The organism is Corynebacterium sp. c7Ub_26 (genome assembly GCF_053760365.1).
Genome location: NZ_JBSNBL010000001.1, coordinates 31,193 through 50,559 on the forward strand (window position 1 = coordinate 31,193; position 19,367 = coordinate 50,559).

17 protein-coding genes are annotated in these 19,367 nt (G+C 57.8%); 11 read left to right on the forward strand and 6 right to left on the reverse strand.

Annotated elements, in window-relative coordinates; genetic code table 11:
- Positions 1-186 precede the first annotated feature (186 nt).
- Both groL and ppk2 read left to right on the forward strand, forming a co-directional pair.
- Positions 187-1,830 carry a chaperonin GroEL gene (gene groL, locus ACWORE_RS00140; protein WP_296136565.1) on the forward strand — a complete coding sequence of 548 codons (1,644 nt, stop codon included), beginning with the start codon at positions 187-189 and terminating at the stop codon, positions 1,828-1,830.
- 267 nt (positions 1,831-2,097) lie between these two features.
- Positions 2,098-3,057, forward strand: a complete 960-nt coding sequence (ppk2, locus tag ACWORE_RS00145) for a polyphosphate kinase 2 (protein ID WP_455301936.1) — start codon at positions 2,098-2,100, stop codon at positions 3,055-3,057.
- Positions 3,058-3,081: 24 nt separating this feature from the next.
- Here the strand turns inward: ppk2 and ACWORE_RS00150 are convergent, their stop codons facing one another.
- From ACWORE_RS00150 to ACWORE_RS00165, 4 genes are all read right to left on the reverse strand, one after another.
- Positions 3,082-4,899, reverse strand: a complete 1,818-nt coding sequence (locus ACWORE_RS00150; RefSeq protein WP_455301938.1) for an AMP-binding protein — start codon at positions 4,897-4,899, stop codon at positions 3,082-3,084.
- Positions 4,896-5,438: a MarR family winged helix-turn-helix transcriptional regulator gene (locus tag ACWORE_RS00155; protein ID WP_296136560.1), complete on the reverse strand. Its 543-nt coding sequence runs from the start codon at positions 5,436-5,438 to the stop codon at positions 4,896-4,898. The genes ACWORE_RS00150 and ACWORE_RS00155 overlap by 4 nt, the downstream gene beginning before the upstream one ends.
- A 261-nt stretch (positions 5,439-5,699) precedes the next feature.
- Complete coding sequence (locus ACWORE_RS00160; RefSeq protein WP_046202705.1) at positions 5,700-6,002, reverse strand: rhodanese-like domain-containing protein; 303 nt, start codon at positions 6,000-6,002, stop codon at positions 5,700-5,702.
- Positions 6,003-6,081: 79 nt separating this feature from the next.
- Positions 6,082-7,158: an HtaA protein gene (locus tag ACWORE_RS00165; RefSeq protein ID WP_455301941.1), complete on the reverse strand. Its 1,077-nt coding sequence runs from the start codon at positions 7,156-7,158 to the stop codon at positions 6,082-6,084.
- 128 nt (positions 7,159-7,286) lie between these two features.
- Between ACWORE_RS00165 and ACWORE_RS00170 the strand changes: the two genes are divergently transcribed.
- The 4 genes from ACWORE_RS00170 (at position 7,287) to ACWORE_RS00185 (ending at position 11,716) form a co-directional block, all read left to right on the forward strand.
- Positions 7,287-8,207 (forward strand): carbohydrate ABC transporter permease, encoded by a 921-nt coding sequence (locus ACWORE_RS00170; RefSeq protein ID WP_455301942.1) that lies wholly within the window; start codon positions 7,287-7,289, stop codon positions 8,205-8,207.
- A gap of 71 nt (positions 8,208-8,278) precedes the next feature.
- On the forward strand, positions 8,279-9,094 hold the full coding sequence (locus ACWORE_RS00175; protein ID WP_046202703.1) for a carbohydrate ABC transporter permease: 816 nt from the start codon (positions 8,279-8,281) through the stop codon (positions 9,092-9,094).
- Positions 9,094-10,440: an ABC transporter substrate-binding protein gene (locus ACWORE_RS00180; RefSeq protein WP_455301944.1), complete on the forward strand. Its 1,347-nt coding sequence runs from the start codon at positions 9,094-9,096 to the stop codon at positions 10,438-10,440. Before ACWORE_RS00175 ends, ACWORE_RS00180 begins: the two co-directional genes overlap by 1 nt.
- 88 nt (positions 10,441-10,528) lie before the next feature.
- Positions 10,529-11,716 carry an ABC transporter ATP-binding protein gene (locus ACWORE_RS00185; RefSeq protein ID WP_455301946.1) on the forward strand — a complete coding sequence of 396 codons (1,188 nt, stop codon included), beginning with the start codon at positions 10,529-10,531 and terminating at the stop codon, positions 11,714-11,716.
- A 65-nt stretch (positions 11,717-11,781) separates the two neighbouring features.
- Here ACWORE_RS00185 and ACWORE_RS00190 read toward each other — a convergent pair whose 3' ends face one another.
- Positions 11,782-12,258 (reverse strand): inorganic diphosphatase, encoded by a 477-nt coding sequence (locus ACWORE_RS00190; protein ID WP_221924321.1) that lies wholly within the window; start codon positions 12,256-12,258, stop codon positions 11,782-11,784.
- Between the two features lie 155 nt (positions 12,259-12,413).
- Between ACWORE_RS00190 and dacB the strand changes: the two genes are divergently transcribed.
- The 3 genes from dacB to hpt all read left to right on the forward strand — a co-directional run bounded on the left by dacB (position 12,414) and on the right by hpt (position 15,813).
- Positions 12,414-13,967, forward strand: a complete 1,554-nt coding sequence (dacB, locus tag ACWORE_RS00195) for a D-alanyl-D-alanine carboxypeptidase/D-alanyl-D-alanine endopeptidase (protein WP_455301948.1) — start codon at positions 12,414-12,416, stop codon at positions 13,965-13,967.
- A gap of 9 nt (positions 13,968-13,976) precedes the next feature.
- The gene (gene tilS, locus ACWORE_RS00200) at positions 13,977-15,137 is read left to right on the forward strand and encodes a tRNA lysidine(34) synthetase TilS (protein WP_296136544.1); all 1,161 of its coding nucleotides are present in this window, start codon (positions 13,977-13,979) and stop codon (positions 15,135-15,137) included.
- Positions 15,138-15,228: 91 nt separating this feature from the next.
- Positions 15,229-15,813, forward strand: coding sequence for a hypoxanthine phosphoribosyltransferase (gene hpt / locus ACWORE_RS00205; protein ID WP_406606117.1), 585 nt, complete (start codon positions 15,229-15,231; stop codon positions 15,811-15,813).
- Here hpt and ACWORE_RS00210 read toward each other — a convergent pair.
- Positions 15,801-16,019, reverse strand: coding sequence for a hypothetical protein (locus ACWORE_RS00210; protein WP_406604997.1), 219 nt, complete (start codon positions 16,017-16,019; stop codon positions 15,801-15,803). The two genes, hpt and ACWORE_RS00210, sit on opposite strands and share 13 nt — an antisense overlap.
- Positions 16,020-16,041: 22 nt before the next feature.
- Between ACWORE_RS00210 and ftsH the strand changes: the two genes are divergently transcribed.
- Together ftsH and folE are read left to right on the forward strand one after the other, a co-directional pair.
- The gene (gene ftsH / locus ACWORE_RS00215; protein ID WP_448235617.1) at positions 16,042-18,762 is read left to right on the forward strand and encodes an ATP-dependent zinc metalloprotease FtsH; all 2,721 of its coding nucleotides are present in this window, start codon (positions 16,042-16,044) and stop codon (positions 18,760-18,762) included.
- Complete coding sequence (gene folE / locus ACWORE_RS00220; RefSeq protein WP_303734247.1) at positions 18,762-19,328, forward strand: GTP cyclohydrolase I FolE; 567 nt, start codon at positions 18,762-18,764, stop codon at positions 19,326-19,328. The genes ftsH and folE overlap by 1 nt, the downstream gene beginning before the upstream one ends.
- The last annotated feature ends 39 nt before the right edge of the window (positions 19,329-19,367 follow it).

Here is a 19,367-nt window from a genome sequence, read left to right on the forward strand (position 1 = left end):
ACCTTGCACTCTAAGCCCGAGACTGCTAAACAAGAGTTAGCACTCCGGGACTGTGAGTGCCAGAGATTTACAACAAATGTTCACCGGCTGTGGTGAGAGAAATAGAAGACACATATTTCTCGTGCCGTCGCGGGCGCCACTGTCGGATCGTGTGTCGTCAACATAAACGGAGGATCGGAAAGCCTCATGGCCAAGATCATTGCTTTCGACGAGGAAGCTCGCCGCGGATTGGAAAAGGGACTCAACTCCCTTGCTGATGCAGTCAAGGTGACGTTGGGGCCAAAGGGTCGCAACGTCGTCCTGGAAAAGAAGTGGGGCGCTCCCACGATCACCAACGATGGTGTGACTATCGCCCGCGAAATCGAACTTGAGGATCCGTACGAAAAGATCGGTGCGGAGCTCGTTAAAGAGGTTGCGAAGAAGACCGACGACGTCGCTGGCGACGGAACCACGACAGCGACCGTTCTGGCGCAGTCGCTCGTCCGTGAGGGCCTGCGCAACGTCGCTGCGGGCTCCAACCCGATGGGCATTAAGCGCGGTATTCAGGCTGCTACCAAGGCTGTGACCAAGCAGCTGCTGGATTCCGCGAAGGACATCGAAACTGAGGAAGAAATCGCCGCAACGGCTGGTATTTCTGCCGCCGACCAGACCATTGGTGAGCTGATCGCCAAGGCCATGTACAAGGTGGGCGACGGCAAGCTCAACAAAGACGGCGTGATCACCGTTGAAGAGTCCAACACCTTTGGCGTTGACCTCGAAGTCACCGAAGGTATGCGCTTCGACAAGGGCTACATCTCCGGCTACTTCGCTACCGACATGGAGCGCCAGGAAGCCGTTCTTGAGGACCCCTACATCCTGCTCGTGTCCTCCAAGATCGGGAATGTGAAAGACCTCCTCCCGCTGCTTGAAAAGGTCATGCAGTCCGGCAAGCCGTTGCTGATCGTCGCTGAGGACGTCGAGGGTGAGGCTCTGTCCACCCTCGTTGTGAACAAGATTCGTGGAACCTTCAAGTCCGTTGCTGTGAAGGCTCCGGGCTTCGGTGACCGCCGCAAGGCTCAGCTGCAGGATATGGCAATTCTGACCGGTGGCCAGGTTATCTCCGAAGAGGTTGGCCTCACCTTGGAGAACGCTGACCTCCCGATGCTGGGCCGTGCCCGCAAGGTCGTCGTCACGAAGGACGAGACCACCATCGTTGAGGGAGCTGGCTCCTCCGAGCAGATCGAAGGCCGCGTCAAGCAGATCCGCGCAGAGATCGAGAACTCCGACTCGGACTACGACCGTGAGAAGCTTCAGGAGCGTTTGGCCAAGCTGGCTGGTGGCGTCGCTGTCCTGAAGGTCGGCGCCGCCACCGAGGTTGAGCTGAAGGAGCGTAAGCACCGCATCGAGGATGCCGTGCGTAACGCTAAGGCCGCCGCTGAGGAAGGCATCGTTGCTGGTGGTGGATCCGCACTGCTGCAGGCAGCCTCCGTTTTGGATGATGACCTCGGATTTGCTGGCGACGAAGCCATCGGTGTCCGCATCCTCCGTGCTGCGCTGGAAGCTCCGTTGAAGCAGATCGCTGTCAACGCTGGCTTCGAGCCCGGCGTCGTTGCAGACAAGGTTGCTAACCTCGACGAAGGCTTCGGCTTGAACGCAGCCACCGGCGAGTACGTCAACCTGATGGACGCTGGTATTAACGATCCGGTGAAGGTGACGCGTTCCGCACTGCAGAACGCATCCTCCATCGCATCCCTGTTCTTGACGACGGAGGCCGTCGTTGCGGACAAGCCTGAGCCTGCTGCTCCAGCTGCACCGGGTGCCGATGAGATGGCCGGCATGGGTGGCTTCTAATTAGAACCACATTACGGCCACGTCAATGGCTAGCTGATCACTGCCCAGGCCCGGTGATCTAATGATCCGTATCCTTGGGTCGTGATCAGCCCAACCTGACAAGGACTGACAGACTGTTCCGAGTTCGGAGCGGTCTGTTTTGTTTTATCGCTTTACCGTGGGATTCTTTTCGGGCAAAGACGGTGTGGGGGAGATAACCCCCACATTAACCCCCCGACCTGCCTAGTTGATGCCCGGTTCAACGCCCGTTCGTCATAGACTTTGAATATGGCTGATGAAGACGATCGGAAAAAGGACACCACTAGCGCCGAGGACAGTGCTAAGGAGGGAAAAACCTCGAACGATGAGGAGTTCCACGTCGTCGACCTTGCTGATACCGAAGGCTATATCGTCGATGACTCCGATGAAGATGACCCAGTACTCATTACCCCCGATGGGCATCGTGTAGATACATGGCGTGAAAACTACCCCTACGACGAGCGCATGACTCGTAAGGAATACGAGCATATTAAGCGTGCCCTTCAGATCGAGCTGCTCAAATGGCAGAACTGGACGAAGGATACGGGCCAGAAGCACATCATTCTCTTCGAAGGGCGCGATGCTGCGGGTAAGGGTGGCACGATTAAGCGCTTCAATGAGCACTTGAATCCCCGTGGTGCGCGGACCGTCGCTTTGGAAAAGCCATCGCCGCGTGAATCCACGTCCTGGTACTTCCAGCGCTACATCGAGCACTATCCAGCGGCGGGCGAAATCGTGTTCTTCGACCGCTCCTGGTACAACAGGTCCGGCGTCGAGCGCGTGATGGGGTTCTGCACAGAATCGCAGCACGCCGAGTTCTTGCGTGAGGTCCCCATGCTGGAAAACATGATTATGGGGTCCGGAATTAGCTTGACCAAACTGTGGTTCTCGGTGACACAGAAAGAGCAGCGCACCCGCTTCGCCATCCGCCAGGTTGACCCCGTGCGCCAGTGGAAGCTCTCCCCGATGGACTTGGCGTCCCTGGATAAGTGGGACGATTACACGCGGGCCAAGGAAGAGCAGTTCCGCTACACGGACACCAACGAGTCGCCGTGGATTACGATTAAATCCAATGACAAGAAGCGCGCACGTATTAACGCGATGCGCTATGTGCTCTCAAAGTTCGAGTACACGGATAAGGACTACGACATTGTCGGCCAGCCCGATCCGAAGATTGTCAAGCGCGGCCGCGACCAAATCGGTGACTAGTCCCCGGTGATGAGTTTCTGGTGATTAGTTCCCTCTGAACCAGCGACCGATCGTTGCCATGAGCTTCCGCCAACCACCGCGGAAGCTCATTTTTCGTTGCGACGACGAGCCCTGTGTAGCCGGCACGATCGCAGTAGTGGAGCTTTCCCGCGGAGGCGTTGTAGCTGGTGTCGACGTATCGCGTGTCGACGGAGTTGTCGTCGCAGCATCATGTGTCTTCGTATCGACGGCCTTATGGCTGGAGCTCTGCGACTCATGCACAGAAGACGTTTGCTCAGATGACGTCGGCTGATGAGAGGTCTCCGGCTGGTGGGGCAGCGCATTCACAACGTGAATAGATGGCATCAGCGCCCGCGGCACGCGCCGGGCCAGATACGTTTGCGCCGATTTTTCGGTCAGACTCTTACTCTGGACGTAACCCAGCAGTTTCGGCCCGTGCGTCGACGTCGTGAGCGCCGCGGTAGTGTCGTCGGCACCTGGCAGGTCGTGGAGAACAGCGTCGACATGGATGAGATCCACGCGGTGCCCGCTGATGCGCGCCTGCTCGTCGATATGCCGCACGAAATGCAGACCGTCCTCGCCGACAGTGACGAGGTCGCCGGTCCTGTACGCGCGGTTCCACCCGAATTGCGAGACGGGCGCGAAGGTCTCCGCGTCGTGGATGAGATCGAAGTAGTGGGCGAGCCCAACACCGCTGATGACTAGTTCGCCGGCCCGCCCTGGCTCGACGGGGTGCCCCACTTCGTCAATGACGGTTGCTTCCCACCCGGCCAGCGGTTGCCCCATCAACGACAGAGGAGTCTCCGGGGTTATTTTGGCTGCCGACGTGACCCCGGTCGCTTCAGTGCGGTACGTATTCCACACTTCGCGTCCGGCCATGACGCGCGTGATGTCGGCAGGGCAGGGCTCGCCGCCCAGGATGAGGAGGCGTAACGCGGTGGGGTCGGTGTGCCAGGACAACACGTCGCTCGGCGTCGTTGAGATGACAGAGATGCTGCGGTCTGCGATCCAGCGGTCAATGGTCGTCGGGGCAGTAGATTCGTGTGCAGCGTCATTCGTGTAGGGCACGAGGCACGCGCCCGTGGACCAGGCCAGCCACATTTCTTCGACGCTGCGTGGATCCGAGTGGGACGCTATCGCGCCGACGCGGTCGCCAGCGCCGATGGGGTCGTCGGGAATAAAAAGGTGTGTTTCCGCGCTGATCCCGGCGGTGGCGCAACGATGGGGGAGAACCAATGATCGGCTGCCGAAGAACACAGCGGCGGCGTCGGAGGGTGATGGCTTGTGGGCCTGGCGCGTGGCCGGCCGCAGGGATTGGACGCCCGAGTCTGTCACAGCGGCGGTGAGTCGGAGTCCGGCGCTCACCTCGTCGAGTGAATATCCGGAGGCTGGTTCGGGTGACCGAGGGATGGCGCGCGGGCGCGAGGTCAACGCTGAGTAGGGGACCGTTCCGCCGCGCGCCTGGGATTGGTGTCTTCCGTTGTTTCCAGGGTGGTCCGAAGATGGCTCAGCGTGGCCTTGAGCTGCGTCGCGACCGTGTGTCGAGGCCGCCGACACAGGGACGTACGCTGCTCCGATAGACATGGTCGCAAGGAGCGCAGCGTAATACTCGATGGGGTCGGCAATGGCGATGCCGACGCGGTCACCACGTCCGGCGACAGTGCGTAGTTCGTCGGCAATTTCGTGATACCGCTGCGAGAGGCGAGCGTATGTGATGGTTTGGGTGCTCGTGTCGATGGCGAGGGCATCGGGGGTGGTGTCGGCCTGATCAGCAAAAATCCGTGTGAGAGTGTGGGGTTGTGAAGCGAGCGAATGGTTCCCCAACACTCTCCGCGAATTCACAATGACACTCCCGTGGTTAGCTTGCTGGTGTATTTCCGTAGGCGGTTACTTTGCTTGTCGTTGAGTTCGTCGAGCAGATCATTTTCGGCGTCGGTTAGCGCGTGACGAATCTTGTGCCGAACAGTAATACCGTCTGGCGTAATCGTAATAAGTTGTTTTCGACGATCTTCTGTCGAGCGTACCCGCTGGAGAAGGTTGTCTTCCTCTAATGAATCGATGAGGCGGACCATGTCGGAACGGTCAACGCCGAGGAGTTCTCCGAGCTCACTTTGGGAATAGCCCTTGTCGCGTCGGACGCATTCGAGAAGCCAGTACGCGCGTTGCGAGAGTTCGAATTCATTGAGGGTGTTATCGGCGACTTCTCTGAACATTTTGTTCAGCTGGTACACCTGGTAAAAAAGCGAGTCTTCGACTTCCGAGGTGAGGGTAGCTGGCGCGGTTTCGGTGCCATCGGTTGCACCTTGGGCAGCCTTATTCTCATCCTTGTTTGATTTATCTGGCTTATGACCAGATTTCTTTTTCTTGCTCGACTTCGCCATATTGCTGATCTTAGCCTAAAGTGGGGTATTAAAAACAATTGATATTTCCCACAAAAATGATGTCGTTATCGTCTTCGACCATTGTGTATTGACTATGTGTATTGGTTACGGCAGCGTAGTTATTCAATGACGATTATTGACGACGAAAACCCCGGCGCTGAGCATAACTCCACTGAGTTTGTCGTGCTCAACCGGGGTCTATGAGAGGTGCCCGAGCCGAGTTGCCCGGGCCTAGCCGCTGGACTTAGCCGTCGCCGGAGCTTAGTCGCCGGATCCCGTTTCCATGGGGAGATCAGCTTCGCGCCAGGCCAAGGTGCCGTCCTTCACGTTGATGACGTCGAGGCCGTTTTGCTCCAGGAACTGGCAGGCCCGGGTAGACCGTCCTCCGGAGAGGCAGATAATGTACGCCGGTTGATCGAAGTCCAGTTCTTGGTAACGACCCATTAATTCGCTGAGTGGAATGTTGATAGCACCCGCGGCATGGCCGTCGGCATATTCATCTGCCTCGCGCACGTCGACGAATTGTGCACCGTCGGGAATGTCGTGGACTGTCACACTTTCCATAAATCTGCTCCTTGTGGGTTGTTTGACGTTCGATCTCGGCGTACTCGGTGTACCTGCCGATGCAACCACCGGCGCGGTCTTACTGCTGCTCGGTCAATTCGCCGTACTGCAATGGCCCGATGCCATAGGTCTTTGCACCATTCTCATTGGCGGGCGACAAGATACCGATGGGCCGTCGAGTCAACGAGTCTGGGCCCACGTTACCGTCCGATGTCTCCGCAGTCAGGATTTCGGTGCCATTGGGCAGCGTAATGATCCACGGATTAGCGACGGTCAGCTCGACAACATTGAACCGTGCGGACCCCGTAACGGAACCTTTGTAACGACGGATGCCATCGTTTGCAGCTTCTTCGGCGGCACGGTCGCGGCTAAACGACACAGTCTGGGCATCGTCCTGCTTGGCCGCCCCATCCTTGGGGTTGACTCCACCCTGTGCCAGTTTGGTCGCCGTGAAAAGCTCGTTTGCCTTAACGACGAGGTCCTCCGTGGGTGCTGGCGGAGGGTTCGGGCCAGGCTCGGGCGAGTAGTTGATAGGAACGTAGAGTTCCTCGGCTGGGTTGACGGATCCGCCACCGGCGTAGGTGTACACGCCGAAGTTGGTACCGGGTGTTTGCTCAGGGGGATCGACGACGAGGCGAGCGGTGAAGGTGCCGTCGTCGTTCATGGGTTGAGCCTGGCGGGCGATGGAACGGTGCATGTCAATCGGCTGCTGCGGAATTGCGTCCAGTGTGCCCTTGGGCATGTCCCACGCCATCCGGTCGTGGGGGTGCTTGCGGGTGGAGGAATCGGCGTTTTCACTGGGCTTCCACTGATCGGGGAACCCGCTGTAGAGAACGAATACGCCGTTGGACGTGCCCGGGGGTACCGGAAGTGGGAAGCCGCCCTTGTTGGCCTGCGGGGAGAACCCGGAACCGTGGACCAGGAGGACATCACCACGGTGCACGGTTGCACCTTCGGCGGGAGTTCCATCTTCAAAAGTGACAGTGATGGATGGATTCTCCTGAACCAGAGGGAAGACGGAGAGATTATCCGGGATGCTCGGTGCCGCTGTTGCGGGCGCCGGTGCCGTTAGTGCTGGCACACCCACTGCGAGAGCCGCGGTGAGGGCGGTAGAACTGGCAATAAGTACTAGTGGGGAGCGTGAACGAGAGAACATACTTAAATCTTAAACCTAGCCTCCCCTAAGCGGAAGAGCGTGGGTGTTTTCTGTTTGTTCACCTAAATGTTCTCGATGATTTACCCTAAGGTCACGGGAAGATTTGTTAGGAGAGCTAGCCTGCGTGGGTGCTCGATAGTCAATCAACTCACGCACCAGACACCAAGCGGGCTCAACGGAAAGCAGCGCTGCTAGCTGCAGCGCTGCTTTTTCCTAATCTCCTGCTGCTGACCGTGTTCACGTATCGGCCATTAATAGACAACATCCGTTTGTCATTCTTTCGGTGGAATATTTCGTCGCCTTCGGCGACATTTGTGGGGCTCGATAACTACAAGGAATGGCTCACTCGGGATGACACCCGAACCATTGTTCTCAACACCCTTGTGTTTACCGGTTTTGCCGTGATCGGCTCCATGGCCTTAGGCCTTATTCTTGCTTTGATATTGGATCAAAAGTTGTTTGGTCGTAATGCTGTCCGATCTATTGCTTTTGCTCCCTTCGCATTATCAGGGGCTGCCATCGGGGTCGCATTTCAGTTCATTTTCGACCCTCACTTTGGGCTGATCCAGGACATTCTCAGCCGTTTTCACATCCCCGTGCCTAACTTCTACTCGGAGCCAGCATGGGCCCTTTTTATGGTGACCTTCACCTTTATTTGGAAGAACCTGGGATACACATTCGTCATTTATCTCGCCGCATTGCAGGGCGTGAATAAAGAACTTGATGAAGCAGCGGCCATCGACGGTGCCGGCCCCTGGACGAGATTATGGAAGGTCATTCTTCCTCAGTTGCGGCCGAGCACCTTTTTCTTATCGATCACCGTGACGCTCAACTCTGTCCAAGTCTTCGACATTATTTCAGTAATGACCCGGGGTGGCCCGCAAACAACCGGCACGACCACGTTGGTGTACCAGGTCTACCAGGAAACATTCACGAATTTCCGGGCGGGGTACGGAGCCACCGTCGCCACCATCCTTTTCCTCATCCTGTTGTGCCTCACTCTTGTTCAGGTTCGCTATATGGACCGGCAGATGGATAACGGGAGATAAAGACGGTGACTGTAAAGGAAAGCCATACATCTGGCCATAACAAGAGACATAACAAGACAGGAAGAGGTGACATGGGAAAGAAAGCCGTGGGCTATGCCGGAATGATTTTTATCCTTCTGCTTATCGGGCTGCCCTTATATTGGACTCTCAGCGGGTCATTGAAAACGCATCCAGAGATCTACACCAACCCGGTGACGTGGTATCCCCACCAGATGCACCCACAAAATTATGATGAAGCAACACAGCGGGTGCCCTTTTGGCATTACCTGCGAAACTCGCTCATCATCACGGTCATTCTGTGCACAGTAAAAATTACGCTGGGGGTCCTGAGCGCGTATGCACTCGCTATTCTCCGGTTCCCCGGACGCAACCTGATTTTTATCATCATCATTTCTGCGCTCATGGTTCCCAGTGAAATCACCGTGATTTCTAACTATGCATTGGTTGCTGGATTGGGATGGAGAAACACTTTCCAAGGCATCATTATCCCGCTCGCCGGAATCGCCTTTGGAACGTTCTTAATGCGTAATCACTTCATGAGCCTGCCAAAAGAGCTCATTGAGGCGGCACGGATGGATGGTGCCGGCCCGATGCAATTGCTCTTCCGAGTGCTCCTCCCGGTGTCAGGCCCCACATTGGTGGCTTTCGCCATGATCACCGTGGTCAACGAATGGAATCAATACTTGTGGCCCTATGTCATGGCAGATACCGACAAAGTGGCGCCACTGCCCGTCGGCCTGGCATTACTCCAAAACTCAGATGGGGTGACGAACTGGGGTCCCGTGATGGCTGCAACTCTGCTCACCATGGTTCCGATATTGCTCCTCTTCATTTTCCTACAGAAATACATGATTAAAGGCTTAACGACGGGGGCAGTGAAAGGCTAATGAACATTTCGGATTGGGGACAACGCTCGGATTCACAGCGTGCGGGCATATCGCGTCGTTCTTTCTTGGGGCTCGCGGGCACCGCGTTGGCAGCAACGGCGCTGAGTGGATGTGCGGGGACACGATTCTCCCCGGGAGGCCAGGCGCACCAGGATGACAACACGATCACGTGGTGGTCGTCGCACCCGGGACAGTCAAAGCCGGCGGAACAAGAATTAATCCGCCGATTTGAAAAGGATCATCCGGACCTCACGGTCAATCTCATTGACGCGGGGAAGAATTATGAAGAATGCGCTCAGAAGTTTAACGCGGCGCTGACGGGTCGAACCGTTCCCGATATCGTCATGCTCTCGGATGTGTGGTGGTTCAACTTTGCACTGAATGAGCAGATCACGCCGATTGAAGATGTGGCGTCCGAAGTGGGGCTGGATACGTCGACATATGTGACGTCTCTTTATGAGGACTATGCATTCAACGGTAAGCATTTCGCGCTTCCCTTTGCTCGTTCGACGCCGCTCTTCTTTTACAACAAAGACGCGTGGAAAAGAGCGGGCCTTCCCGACCGTGGGCCCGAATCATGGGATGAAATGGATGAATGGGGGCCGCGCTTACAGACAGATCGGCAGAAAGGGCACGGGTGGGGCAACGCCGTCGATTATTTGTCATGGACGTTTGAGGGCCCGTTGTGGACAAAAGGCGGAGCGTACTCTAAAGAATGGGATTTTACTTTCACATCCGACGAAACAATCGCCGCGGTGGAATGGCTCAAACGTACCGTGTCGAGTGATGGGTACGCTGCTATTTCTCAATCGCTGGCCAATGATTTCTCGGCCGGATTATATGCTTCGGTGATTGCGTCGACAGGAGATTTGAACGGGATTGTATCTAACGCTTCATTCCCGGTAGGGACGGCAGCATTGCCTAATCCTCGGGGAACAGGTGGATGTCCAACGGGCGGGGCAGGGCTAGCTATCCCGGCCATCATTTCCGACAAGAGGAAGAAAAACGCGGCAACGTTTATCAACTACATCACGAACACGGCTAATACATGCTTCTGGTCGAGGGAAGTGGGGTATATGCCGGTTCGAAAAGATGCGTCGGCCGATCCGGAAATGAAGACATTCTTGGATGAACACCCCAATTATCAGACCGCGATTGATCAGCTCCCACATACGCGTATTCAAGATCCGGCGCGCGTCTTCGTTCCTGGCGCAGACCAGGTTATTGGGGGTGCTTTCGAATCGATCCTCACGAATAACGCTGATATACGGTCCACGATGAAAAAGGTTGATAAGGAAATCAGCCGGGCCTATGAGACGCAAATTAAACCGAAAATGCCGTCGTGATGGGTTTTCATAGCATCGTTTTCGGTCATCACGCTGTTGACCACGTAATTGTTCACAGAACGTAACTGCAGAAAGAAAGAGCACAAGAATGGCGTCGATACGTTTTAATAATGTCTCCCGGATCTATGGTGACCGTAAAGCCGTCGATAATCTGAACTTAGATATCGCCGATGGTGAATTCTTAGTTGTCGTCGGGCCGTCCGGCTGCGGCAAGTCGACGAGTCTGCGGATGCTCGCGGGCCTGGAACCTGCTGATGAGGGGTCAATTTTTATTGGCGACAGGGACGCGACGGGGGTGCCCCCGCGCGAGCGCGACGTGGCTATGGTGTTTCAGAATTACGCGCTGTACCCTAACATGACAGTTGAGGGGAATATGAGCTTTGCTCTCCGCAACCGTGGGATGGGGAAGAAGGAGACACGGCGGCGTGTCCACGAGGCTGCGGCGATGCTGGAGCTTACTGATCTACTGGACCGCAAGCCTGCAGCGTTGTCGGGTGGGCAGCGGCAACGCGTCGCGATGGGGAGGGCGATCGTCCGTGACCCCGCGGTGTTCTGCATGGATGAACCACTATCCAACCTTGATGCGAAGCTTCGGGTCTCGACGCGGTCACAGATCCTTTCTCTGCAGAAAAAGCTGCGGACAACCACCGTGTATGTGACGCACGACCAGGTTGAGGCGATGACCATGGGCGACCGCGTGGCCGTGCTGAAGGACGGGGTGCTGCAGCAGGTTGACTCGCCCCGCGATGTTTATCAGAATCCGGCAAACACGTTTGTGGCGTCGTTTATTGGATCGCCAACGATGGGCCTTTTCACGACTGATGGTGGGCCGGTTATGGGTGTGCGCCCGGAGGACTGGGAGGTTCTATCGGTGACATCCGGGGACGACAGAGAACCGACGACGGGGGAGGCCGCCGCGCAGAATGCGGGTGCGGGAAGTGATGCGCCGGTGCTCGACCTCACTGTCACGCACATCGAGGAGCTCGGTGCGCAATCATTTGCCTATGGCACGCCGACGGGCTCACGAGGGTCCGAAGGTGGCGTCCAGATCAACCCCATGACGGGTCGGGACGCCCTCGCCGTGCTCCTCCCACGAGATAGTGTCGCGGGGAGTGGCCGGAGCCACGTCACGTCGGACATCGTTCATAACAACGGTCAGGTCACGGCTACCGATGTAGCCGTCGGGTCCGTGATCACTGTCCGCGCAACACGAACCCACTACTTCGACCCGGAAACTGGCAGTCGAATTAATCCCGCCGCTGGCTCTGAAGGTTAATAAGCTCCCAACGAAGCCCGGTTTACTAATCCCCCAAAGAAGCCCCCCGATGCGAAAGGACGCTATTAGTCCTCGTAGCGATCCTTAGCTTCCTGCAGGATGCGCTCAGCTTCTTCCTTATCGCCCCAGCCAGAGCCGCTGACTTCCTTGTTCGGCTCCAGGTCCTTGTAGTGGACGAAGAAGTGCTCCACCTCGTCCTTAATGTGATCCTCGACGTCGTTGATGTCTTGGTACCGCTCGTAGCGGACATCGTCGATGACACAGAGCAGCTTGTCGTCGCCACCTGCTTCGTCGGTCATCTTGAACACACCGACCGGGCGGGCCTCGACGATCACGCCGGGGAATACCGGCTCAGGAAGAATGACCAGCGCATCGAGCGGATCGCCATCCTCACCGAGCGTGTGGTCAATAAAGCCGTAGTCGGCGGGGTAAGCCATGGGGGTGAAGAGGTACCGGTCCAGGTAGACCTTGCCCGTTTCGTGATCGACTTCGTACTTGTTGCGTGAACCCTTCGGGATTTCGATCGTAACTTCAATACTCATAAGTCCTACTGTACTGAACCGCCGCGCAACCGGGGGTGCCACGCTGGAGAACCCGCGCTATTTCTGCCTTTCCTTCTACTTTTCTTTCGCCGCGCATCAGGCTCGAAGGTGAAGTGTTCCGCGTCGTGTCCGGGGTCTCCGCTAAACTCACCACCGTGAAAAAAGGTAAGAAGAACTCTGGTGGGTCGACGGCCGTTCGCACTGGCTCTTTTCGACGTTCCGCTGTCTCTTCTGTCCTCACCGTGCTCACCATCATCGTGGTGGCGGCGGTGATCGTTGGGGCTGTGGTTATGTACCAGCAGCGCAACGCATACACATCGGCTAACCCAGCGGGGCCAGCCGATAGTGGAGTCTCCGTGTCTGGGCCGAACGCGGATGCCCCTATTCCCGACATCACGAAAGCCCTCCAGGGGCCGGCGTCCAATGGTGCTTTGGGCCAGTTGGCTGGCCAGGTTACCGACGCGTCCACCGGGAAGACGTTGTGGGAGAAGAATTCGTCCACCGCGATGGTTCCGGCGTCGTCAACAAAAATGATGACGACGGCGGCTGCGCTGTTAACTCTTGGCCCGAAGGATCGAGTTCGCACGGTGGTGAAACGCGGCACGAAGCCCGGGCAGATCGTGCTGGTTGGTGGCGGTGACGTGACGCTCGCCGCGTCGAAAGACAGCGCGTTTTACACGAACGCCCCCACGATTCAGGACTTGGCGAGCCAAGTGAAGAAAAACATGGGCGGTCAGTCAGTGACGAGCGTGGTCGTCGATAATTCGCGCGCTGGCCAGGGCGATACCTTTAATTCGACGTGGAGCCGCGGGGATATCTCTGGCGGCAACGTGACCTCCGTGGACTCTGTCATGCTCAACGGGGGTCGGCAGGATCCGAGCGACGCCGATTCCCCGCGAACGGACAATCCTGCGTTGGTTGCCGGACAAGCACTGGCGAATGGCGTGGGGCTCTCTAGCAGCAGTTCCGGCGACGGTAACGGTGCCGACAATGGTGGCGAATCCGGCGACTCCGGTGAAGTCGATGATGAGTCCGGCAACTCGGGCGGGGGAGACAACAACTCCCAGGGGGTGTCCGTGTCTAAGAAATCCGTGGATACCGAGGATGGCGAACTCGGCGCTGTGGAATCGGCCCCGCTAGACATCAGGATCCACGACATGCTCGTGAATTCCGACAATATGGAGGCGGAGGCGATCGGTCGAGAAATCGCGAAGAAAGAAGGCAAGCCCTTGACGTTCGAGGGCGCGACGTCGGCGACGAAAGAGGTCCTTTCCCAGCACGGTTTCCCCCTCGAGAGCGTGGTCCTCAAAGACAATTCGGGAATGAGCCCGGATAACCGCATTACCTCACGTCTTCTCGACCGCATCATGGTCACAGCCTCATCTCCGGTGACCAACGAGGGCGATTCCGATTCGTCCTCGGCAGATAGCCAAAGCCACGATCTCCGGCCCATTCTCGACGGCCTGCCGGTCGCCGGCGGTAACGGGACACTGGCCGGCCGATTCACTCCCGGATCATCGTCGGGGCCCGGAGCAGGATGGGTTCGCGCGAAGACAGGAACCCTGGATGGCGTATCTGCGCTGGTCGGAACGGTGATGAACCAGCAAGGTCGCGTCTTGGCGTTCGCGTTTATGTCGAATGGCTCGGATATTGAGCCTGCCCGTTCCGCCTTGGATGACCTTGCGTCCGCTTTGAGGATGTCGTCATAGGAAACGGCCGTGACTAATACCGCCATGAACTCGAACCACAGCGTGAATCAGAGTTGCGAACCCACGCCGTCCTATATGCCACCCTCAACCAAACCCGGGCCCCATGTGTTGCTCATCCGCCATGCGCTCGAAGCGTGGCACGCGACGTGGAGTTCCCGGCTGACAACGACGGAGCAATCTGAGGCTGATGAACTGGGCTTTTCGTGCATCATCGGATGTTCGGGTGGGGCCGATTCCTTATCTTTAGTGGGCTGTGCACTCAAACAAGGCTGGAGAGTCCACGCCGTAGTTATCGATCACGGACTCCAAGCGGGTTCAGCCGGCGTCGCGACGCGAGCCGCGCACGTTTGCCAGGCTTTAGGGGCGACTGCTGAGGTAATAAAGGTGTACCCATGTGAGGCCACCGAAGCAGCTGCGAGAGAAGAGCGCTACCGCGCCTTAGGTCAGGTAGCACAAGAGCATGGTGGCCTCCCCGTCCTCGTGGCGCACACTGGCGATGACCAGGCAGAATCCCTACTCATTGGGCTGGCGCGAGGTGCCGGACTAGGAAGCATCGCCGGAATGCCGCCAATTCTCTTCCATCATCCCGCCGTCGACGCCGGAGCCACAGCACTCGGACGCCCATTGCTTTCTGTTCGGCGGGAGAACACCATCGGAGCGTGCGCCGAACTAGGCATCACACCGTGGCACGATCCCACCAATATGTCCGGGGATAACCTCCGATCGCGGGTCCGCACGCAGCTTATTCCGCAGATCCGCTCCGTTCTGGGGGAGGCCGCCGTCGATAATGCAATTGCCACCGCGGCCATGACCCGCACTGACGACGACTACCTGGCGCAGCAGGCCGCCGACGTCCTCAAAGAATGTGAGTGCCACGGTTCCTCTATAGATAACCTCGGCAGTTGCGGCAGTACCGGCCTGGCCATCGCCGCATATCTACGTCAACCTCTGGCGTTGCGCGGAAGGATTATTAAGCAGTGGCTTCATCATCGCGCCGGGCCACTGACCAGGGCACACGTCACCGCGATCGATGCGCTGGCCACGCAATGGCATGGGCAGGGGGGAGTCGCCATTCCTTGGGCGCGCACGCCCGCCCCGCCTGGACGCTTGCTCGTCGTTCGTCGTCACGATGAACTACAGCTGACCGCGGAGGGTACGCATGACCGTTAATGTTCAGCGAAAATTGCCAGACGGGCGCCTATAAGCGACCATATATTTACGGACCACACAGACAACAACGCCACATGATCGAGAGCTAATGATGCAATCCCATCAACCCGTCCCCGTCCCCGAACACGGCTATGGCGACGATGTTGACCACGTCCTCATCACCGAAGAACAACTCCATAACCGCATCGCAGAGATGGCCGATCGCCTCTCCGAAACCTACGCCAATGAGGACGACGACCTCATCCTGGTGTGTGTGCTCAAAGGCGCGGTGTACTTCATCACCGACATTTCCCGGCAGATGAGCATCCCGACGCAGCTCGAGTTTATGGCCGTCTCGTCCTACGGCAATGCCACCAGTTCATCAGGCGTCGTACGCATTCTGAAAGATCTCGACCGTGATATCCATGGCCGGAACGTCGTCATCATTGAGGACGTCATTGACTCCGGATTGACGTTGCACTGGCTCATCAAGAACTTGAAGAGTCGGAAGCCTAACTCGCTGCGGATTGTGACGCTCCTCCGCAAGCCCGAGGCCATCAAGGTGGACATTGATCTCTTCGACGTCGGCTTTGATATCCCCAACGAGTTCGTCGTCGGATATGGGTTGGATTATGCCGAGCGCTATCGTGACATCCCGTGGGTAGGGACGTTGAAATCCCAGGTCTACGAAAAATAGCCCAGGACAAACACACACGGACAACTGAACACGACGATGTCGACGCCGGAGGACGCGTAATCCGGAAGGACGTTGAGGTCGGAACGGGCAAGCGGCGGACGAATCCGCACTGTTCGCGCACAGCGAACGCCTGTCTGGCCGACGTGTCCGAGGGTTCGACTACCCTGGTAGCAATCGACACCGTACCTGCGACGACAGGTACTCATATTTTTCCCAATGAGAGGTTCCATGGACCGCAAGAAAGTCATGCGCATAGCGACGGTCATCGCTATCATCATGCTCGGAATTTTCGCTTTCTCGGTGTTCTCTAGCTCGACGCGCGGGTATCAAGATGTCGATACCTCCGTCGCCCTGAAGCAGCTCAAAGACGGCAACGTCAAAAAAGCCCAGATTAACGACAGGGAGCAACAGCTCCAGCTAGACCTGAAGAAGAAAATTGACGAGGGCGACCACAAGGACGTCGACAAAGTCATAGCGAAATACCCGGCCAGGACGTCGGACCAGGTTTTCGACGCGGTTCAAAAATCCAATCCTGAGAGCTACACAACCAAGGTCACGCAGGATTCATGGCTGGGCCAGATGTTCGCCGTCCTCGGCCCGATGATCCTCTTCTTCCTGCTGATCATGTTCTTCTTCTCCCGCATGCAGGGCGGATCCGGCATGGGCGGCATGTTCGGCTTCGGTAAATCCAAGGCCAAAGAACTGACCAAAGACATGCCGAAAACCAACTTCGGTGACGTCGCCGGTGAAGAAGAAGCCGTCGAGGAGCTCACCGAAATTCGTGACTTCCTCCAAGGGCCGGAACGATACGAACGCCTCGGCGCGAAAATCCCGCGTGGCGTTCTGCTCTATGGACCTCCCGGTACTGGTAAAACCCTGCTGGCGCGCGCAGTCGCAGGTGAAGCCGGCGTACCTTTCTATTCCATCTCTGGTTCGGACTTCGTTGAAATGTTCGTCGGTGTGGGTGCATCCCGCGTGCGTGATCTGTTCACACAGGCCAAAGAAAATTCGCCATGCATCATCTTTATCGACGAGATCGACGCCGTCGGGCGTCAGCGCGGCTCGGGAATGGGCGGTGGCCACGATGAGCGCGAGCAAACGCTGAACCAGTTGCTGGTCGAAATGGATGGCTTCGGTGACCGCCAAGGTGTCATCCTGATCGCTGCAACGAACCGGCCGGACATTCTGGACCCCGCGCTGCTGCGCCCAGGGCGTTTTGACCGGCAGATTCCGGTGACTAACCCTGATCTTGCAGGCCGTGAGCAGATTCTTCGCGTTCACGCCAATAACAAGCCCCTGGGTCCGGACGTGGACCTCAACTCGTTGGCTAAGCGAACCGCCGGCATGTCCGGTGCAGACCTGGCCAACGTGCTCAACGAAGCAGCGCTCCTTACCGCGCGTGTGAACGGCAACATCATCACCGCCGACGCACTCGAAGAAGCGACCGACCGCGTTGTCGGTGGGCCACGTCGAAGCTCGAAGATCATCTCCGAGCACGAGAAGAAAGTTACCGCCTATCACGAAGGTGGGCACACCCTTGCCGCATGGGCGATGAAGGATATCGAACGCGTGTATAAGGTGACCATTCTGGCCCGCGGGCGTACAGGTGGCCATGCCATGACCGCCAGCGAAGATGACAAGGAAATGTACAACCGAGCAGAGCTTTTCGCCCGGTTGGTCTTCGCCATGGGCGGCAGGTCCGGTGAAGAGCTGATTTTCGGTAACCCGACGACGGGGGCCTCTGCGGATATCGAGCAGGCCACGAAAATCGCCCGCGCCATGGTGACCGAATACGGCATGAGCCCCGACCTCGGAGCCGTGAAATACGGCGAGGAACAAGGCGACCCCTTCTCCGGGCGGGGAAGTGGCGGAAAGTTGGAGTACTCCGACGATGTCGCGGCTACCATTGACAAACAGGTGCGCTACCTCATTGAAAAAGCCCACGACGAGGCCTACGCGATTCTGAAAGAAAACCGTGAAACCTTCGACCTCTTGGCCCAGAAGTTGCTGGAGAAAGAAACTCTGCGACGCCCTGACCTCGAAGCCATCTTTACGAATGTGAAACCGCGTGAGCGGCTGGAAATCTTCACGAATGAAGACGTCCTCCACCCGAAGGATGACAAGGATCCCGTCAAGACCCCGGTGGAATTAGCTCGTGAACGTGGCGAAGAGCCACCTAAGCGGCACGATTTCTTGGAGGCCTCTCGGCAGGCACGGCGTGAACGCGAATCCGCTGCAAACCAGGCGAACGTTCAGTCGGTAAATGCTGGCGGCACTAATAACATCGTGGGTGCTGGCCAACAAGGCTCGGTACAGCAGGGCTCGGTACAGCAGGGACCTGGCGCGCAGGGCTCCGACACTCGTGGTTGGTCGGCGAACGATGGCTCGACTGGTGCGAACGGTAACTCCAACGCTGGATATGAAGGCCAAACGACGGTCATACCTCGCAATAGTGGATCGTCGAATTACGGTAGCTACCCAGCCGGAACGCCAACGAACCAGCAGACACCGGGTTCGACCAATGACGACGGCACGCCCGTCTACGGTGGAACCCCACCGCCCGCCGGATGGACCGCCCCAGGATGGCCGCCGTCGGATCGCGCCCCCCGGTACTCGGAATCAGGTGAGTCCCAGACCCCTGGTGCTCATCAGGCAGGTGCTCGACACTCTGCCGAGAACCGAGGCACCACAGCAGGACAACCGGGTCAGCACCCAGGAATGCAGAACTACGGCGTCGGCCAACCAAGTGAACCCGCTGATAATGGGCTCCACGGTTTCCGATTCCCGGAGAATGAACGCCCAGACCACCCGTTGGACGATGGACGCCACAGCACCGGGGAACAGAACTCGAGCGAAAACGGGCACAACCACGACGCCTCTGGCTACAAATGGTCCGATTACAACGGTTCGTCCGAGCAAGGCAACCGCCGTGAAGACGGTGACCACTAATGGCCGTCGACCATGAACGGGCGCGGGCAGCCGTCCGCGACCTGTTAATCGCCGTGGGGGAAGACCCCGATCGGGAAGGGCTCGTTGACACCCCCGAGCGCGTCGCGCGAGCCTATGAAGAAATCTTCGCCGGCCTCCACCAAGACCCGTCGGAAGTTCTCACCAAGACCTTCAACGAAGATCACCGCGAACTCGTGCTCGTCCGAGACATTCCCGTGTACTCCACCTGTGAACACCACCTGGTCCCGTTCTACGGGAAAGCCCACATCGGGTACATCCCGGGGAAATCGGGGAAAGTCACCGGGCTTTCCAAATTGGCCCGGCTGGTTGACCTCTACGCCAAACGACCACAAGTGCAAGAACGCCTGACCAAACAGGTCGCGGACGCCATGGTGAAGCGCCTTCAACCGCAGGCGGTCATCGTCGTTATCGAATGTGAGCACCTCTGCATGGCGATGCGAGGTATCCGCAAACCGGGGGCGACAACCACCACGTCCACAGTCCGCGGCGGGTTCCAGACGAACCCCGCTAGCCGCGCCGAAGTGCTCAGTCTCATCCGCGGATAACTCGTCAGCGTCGGAGCACACGCACCACAACAGGCGGAA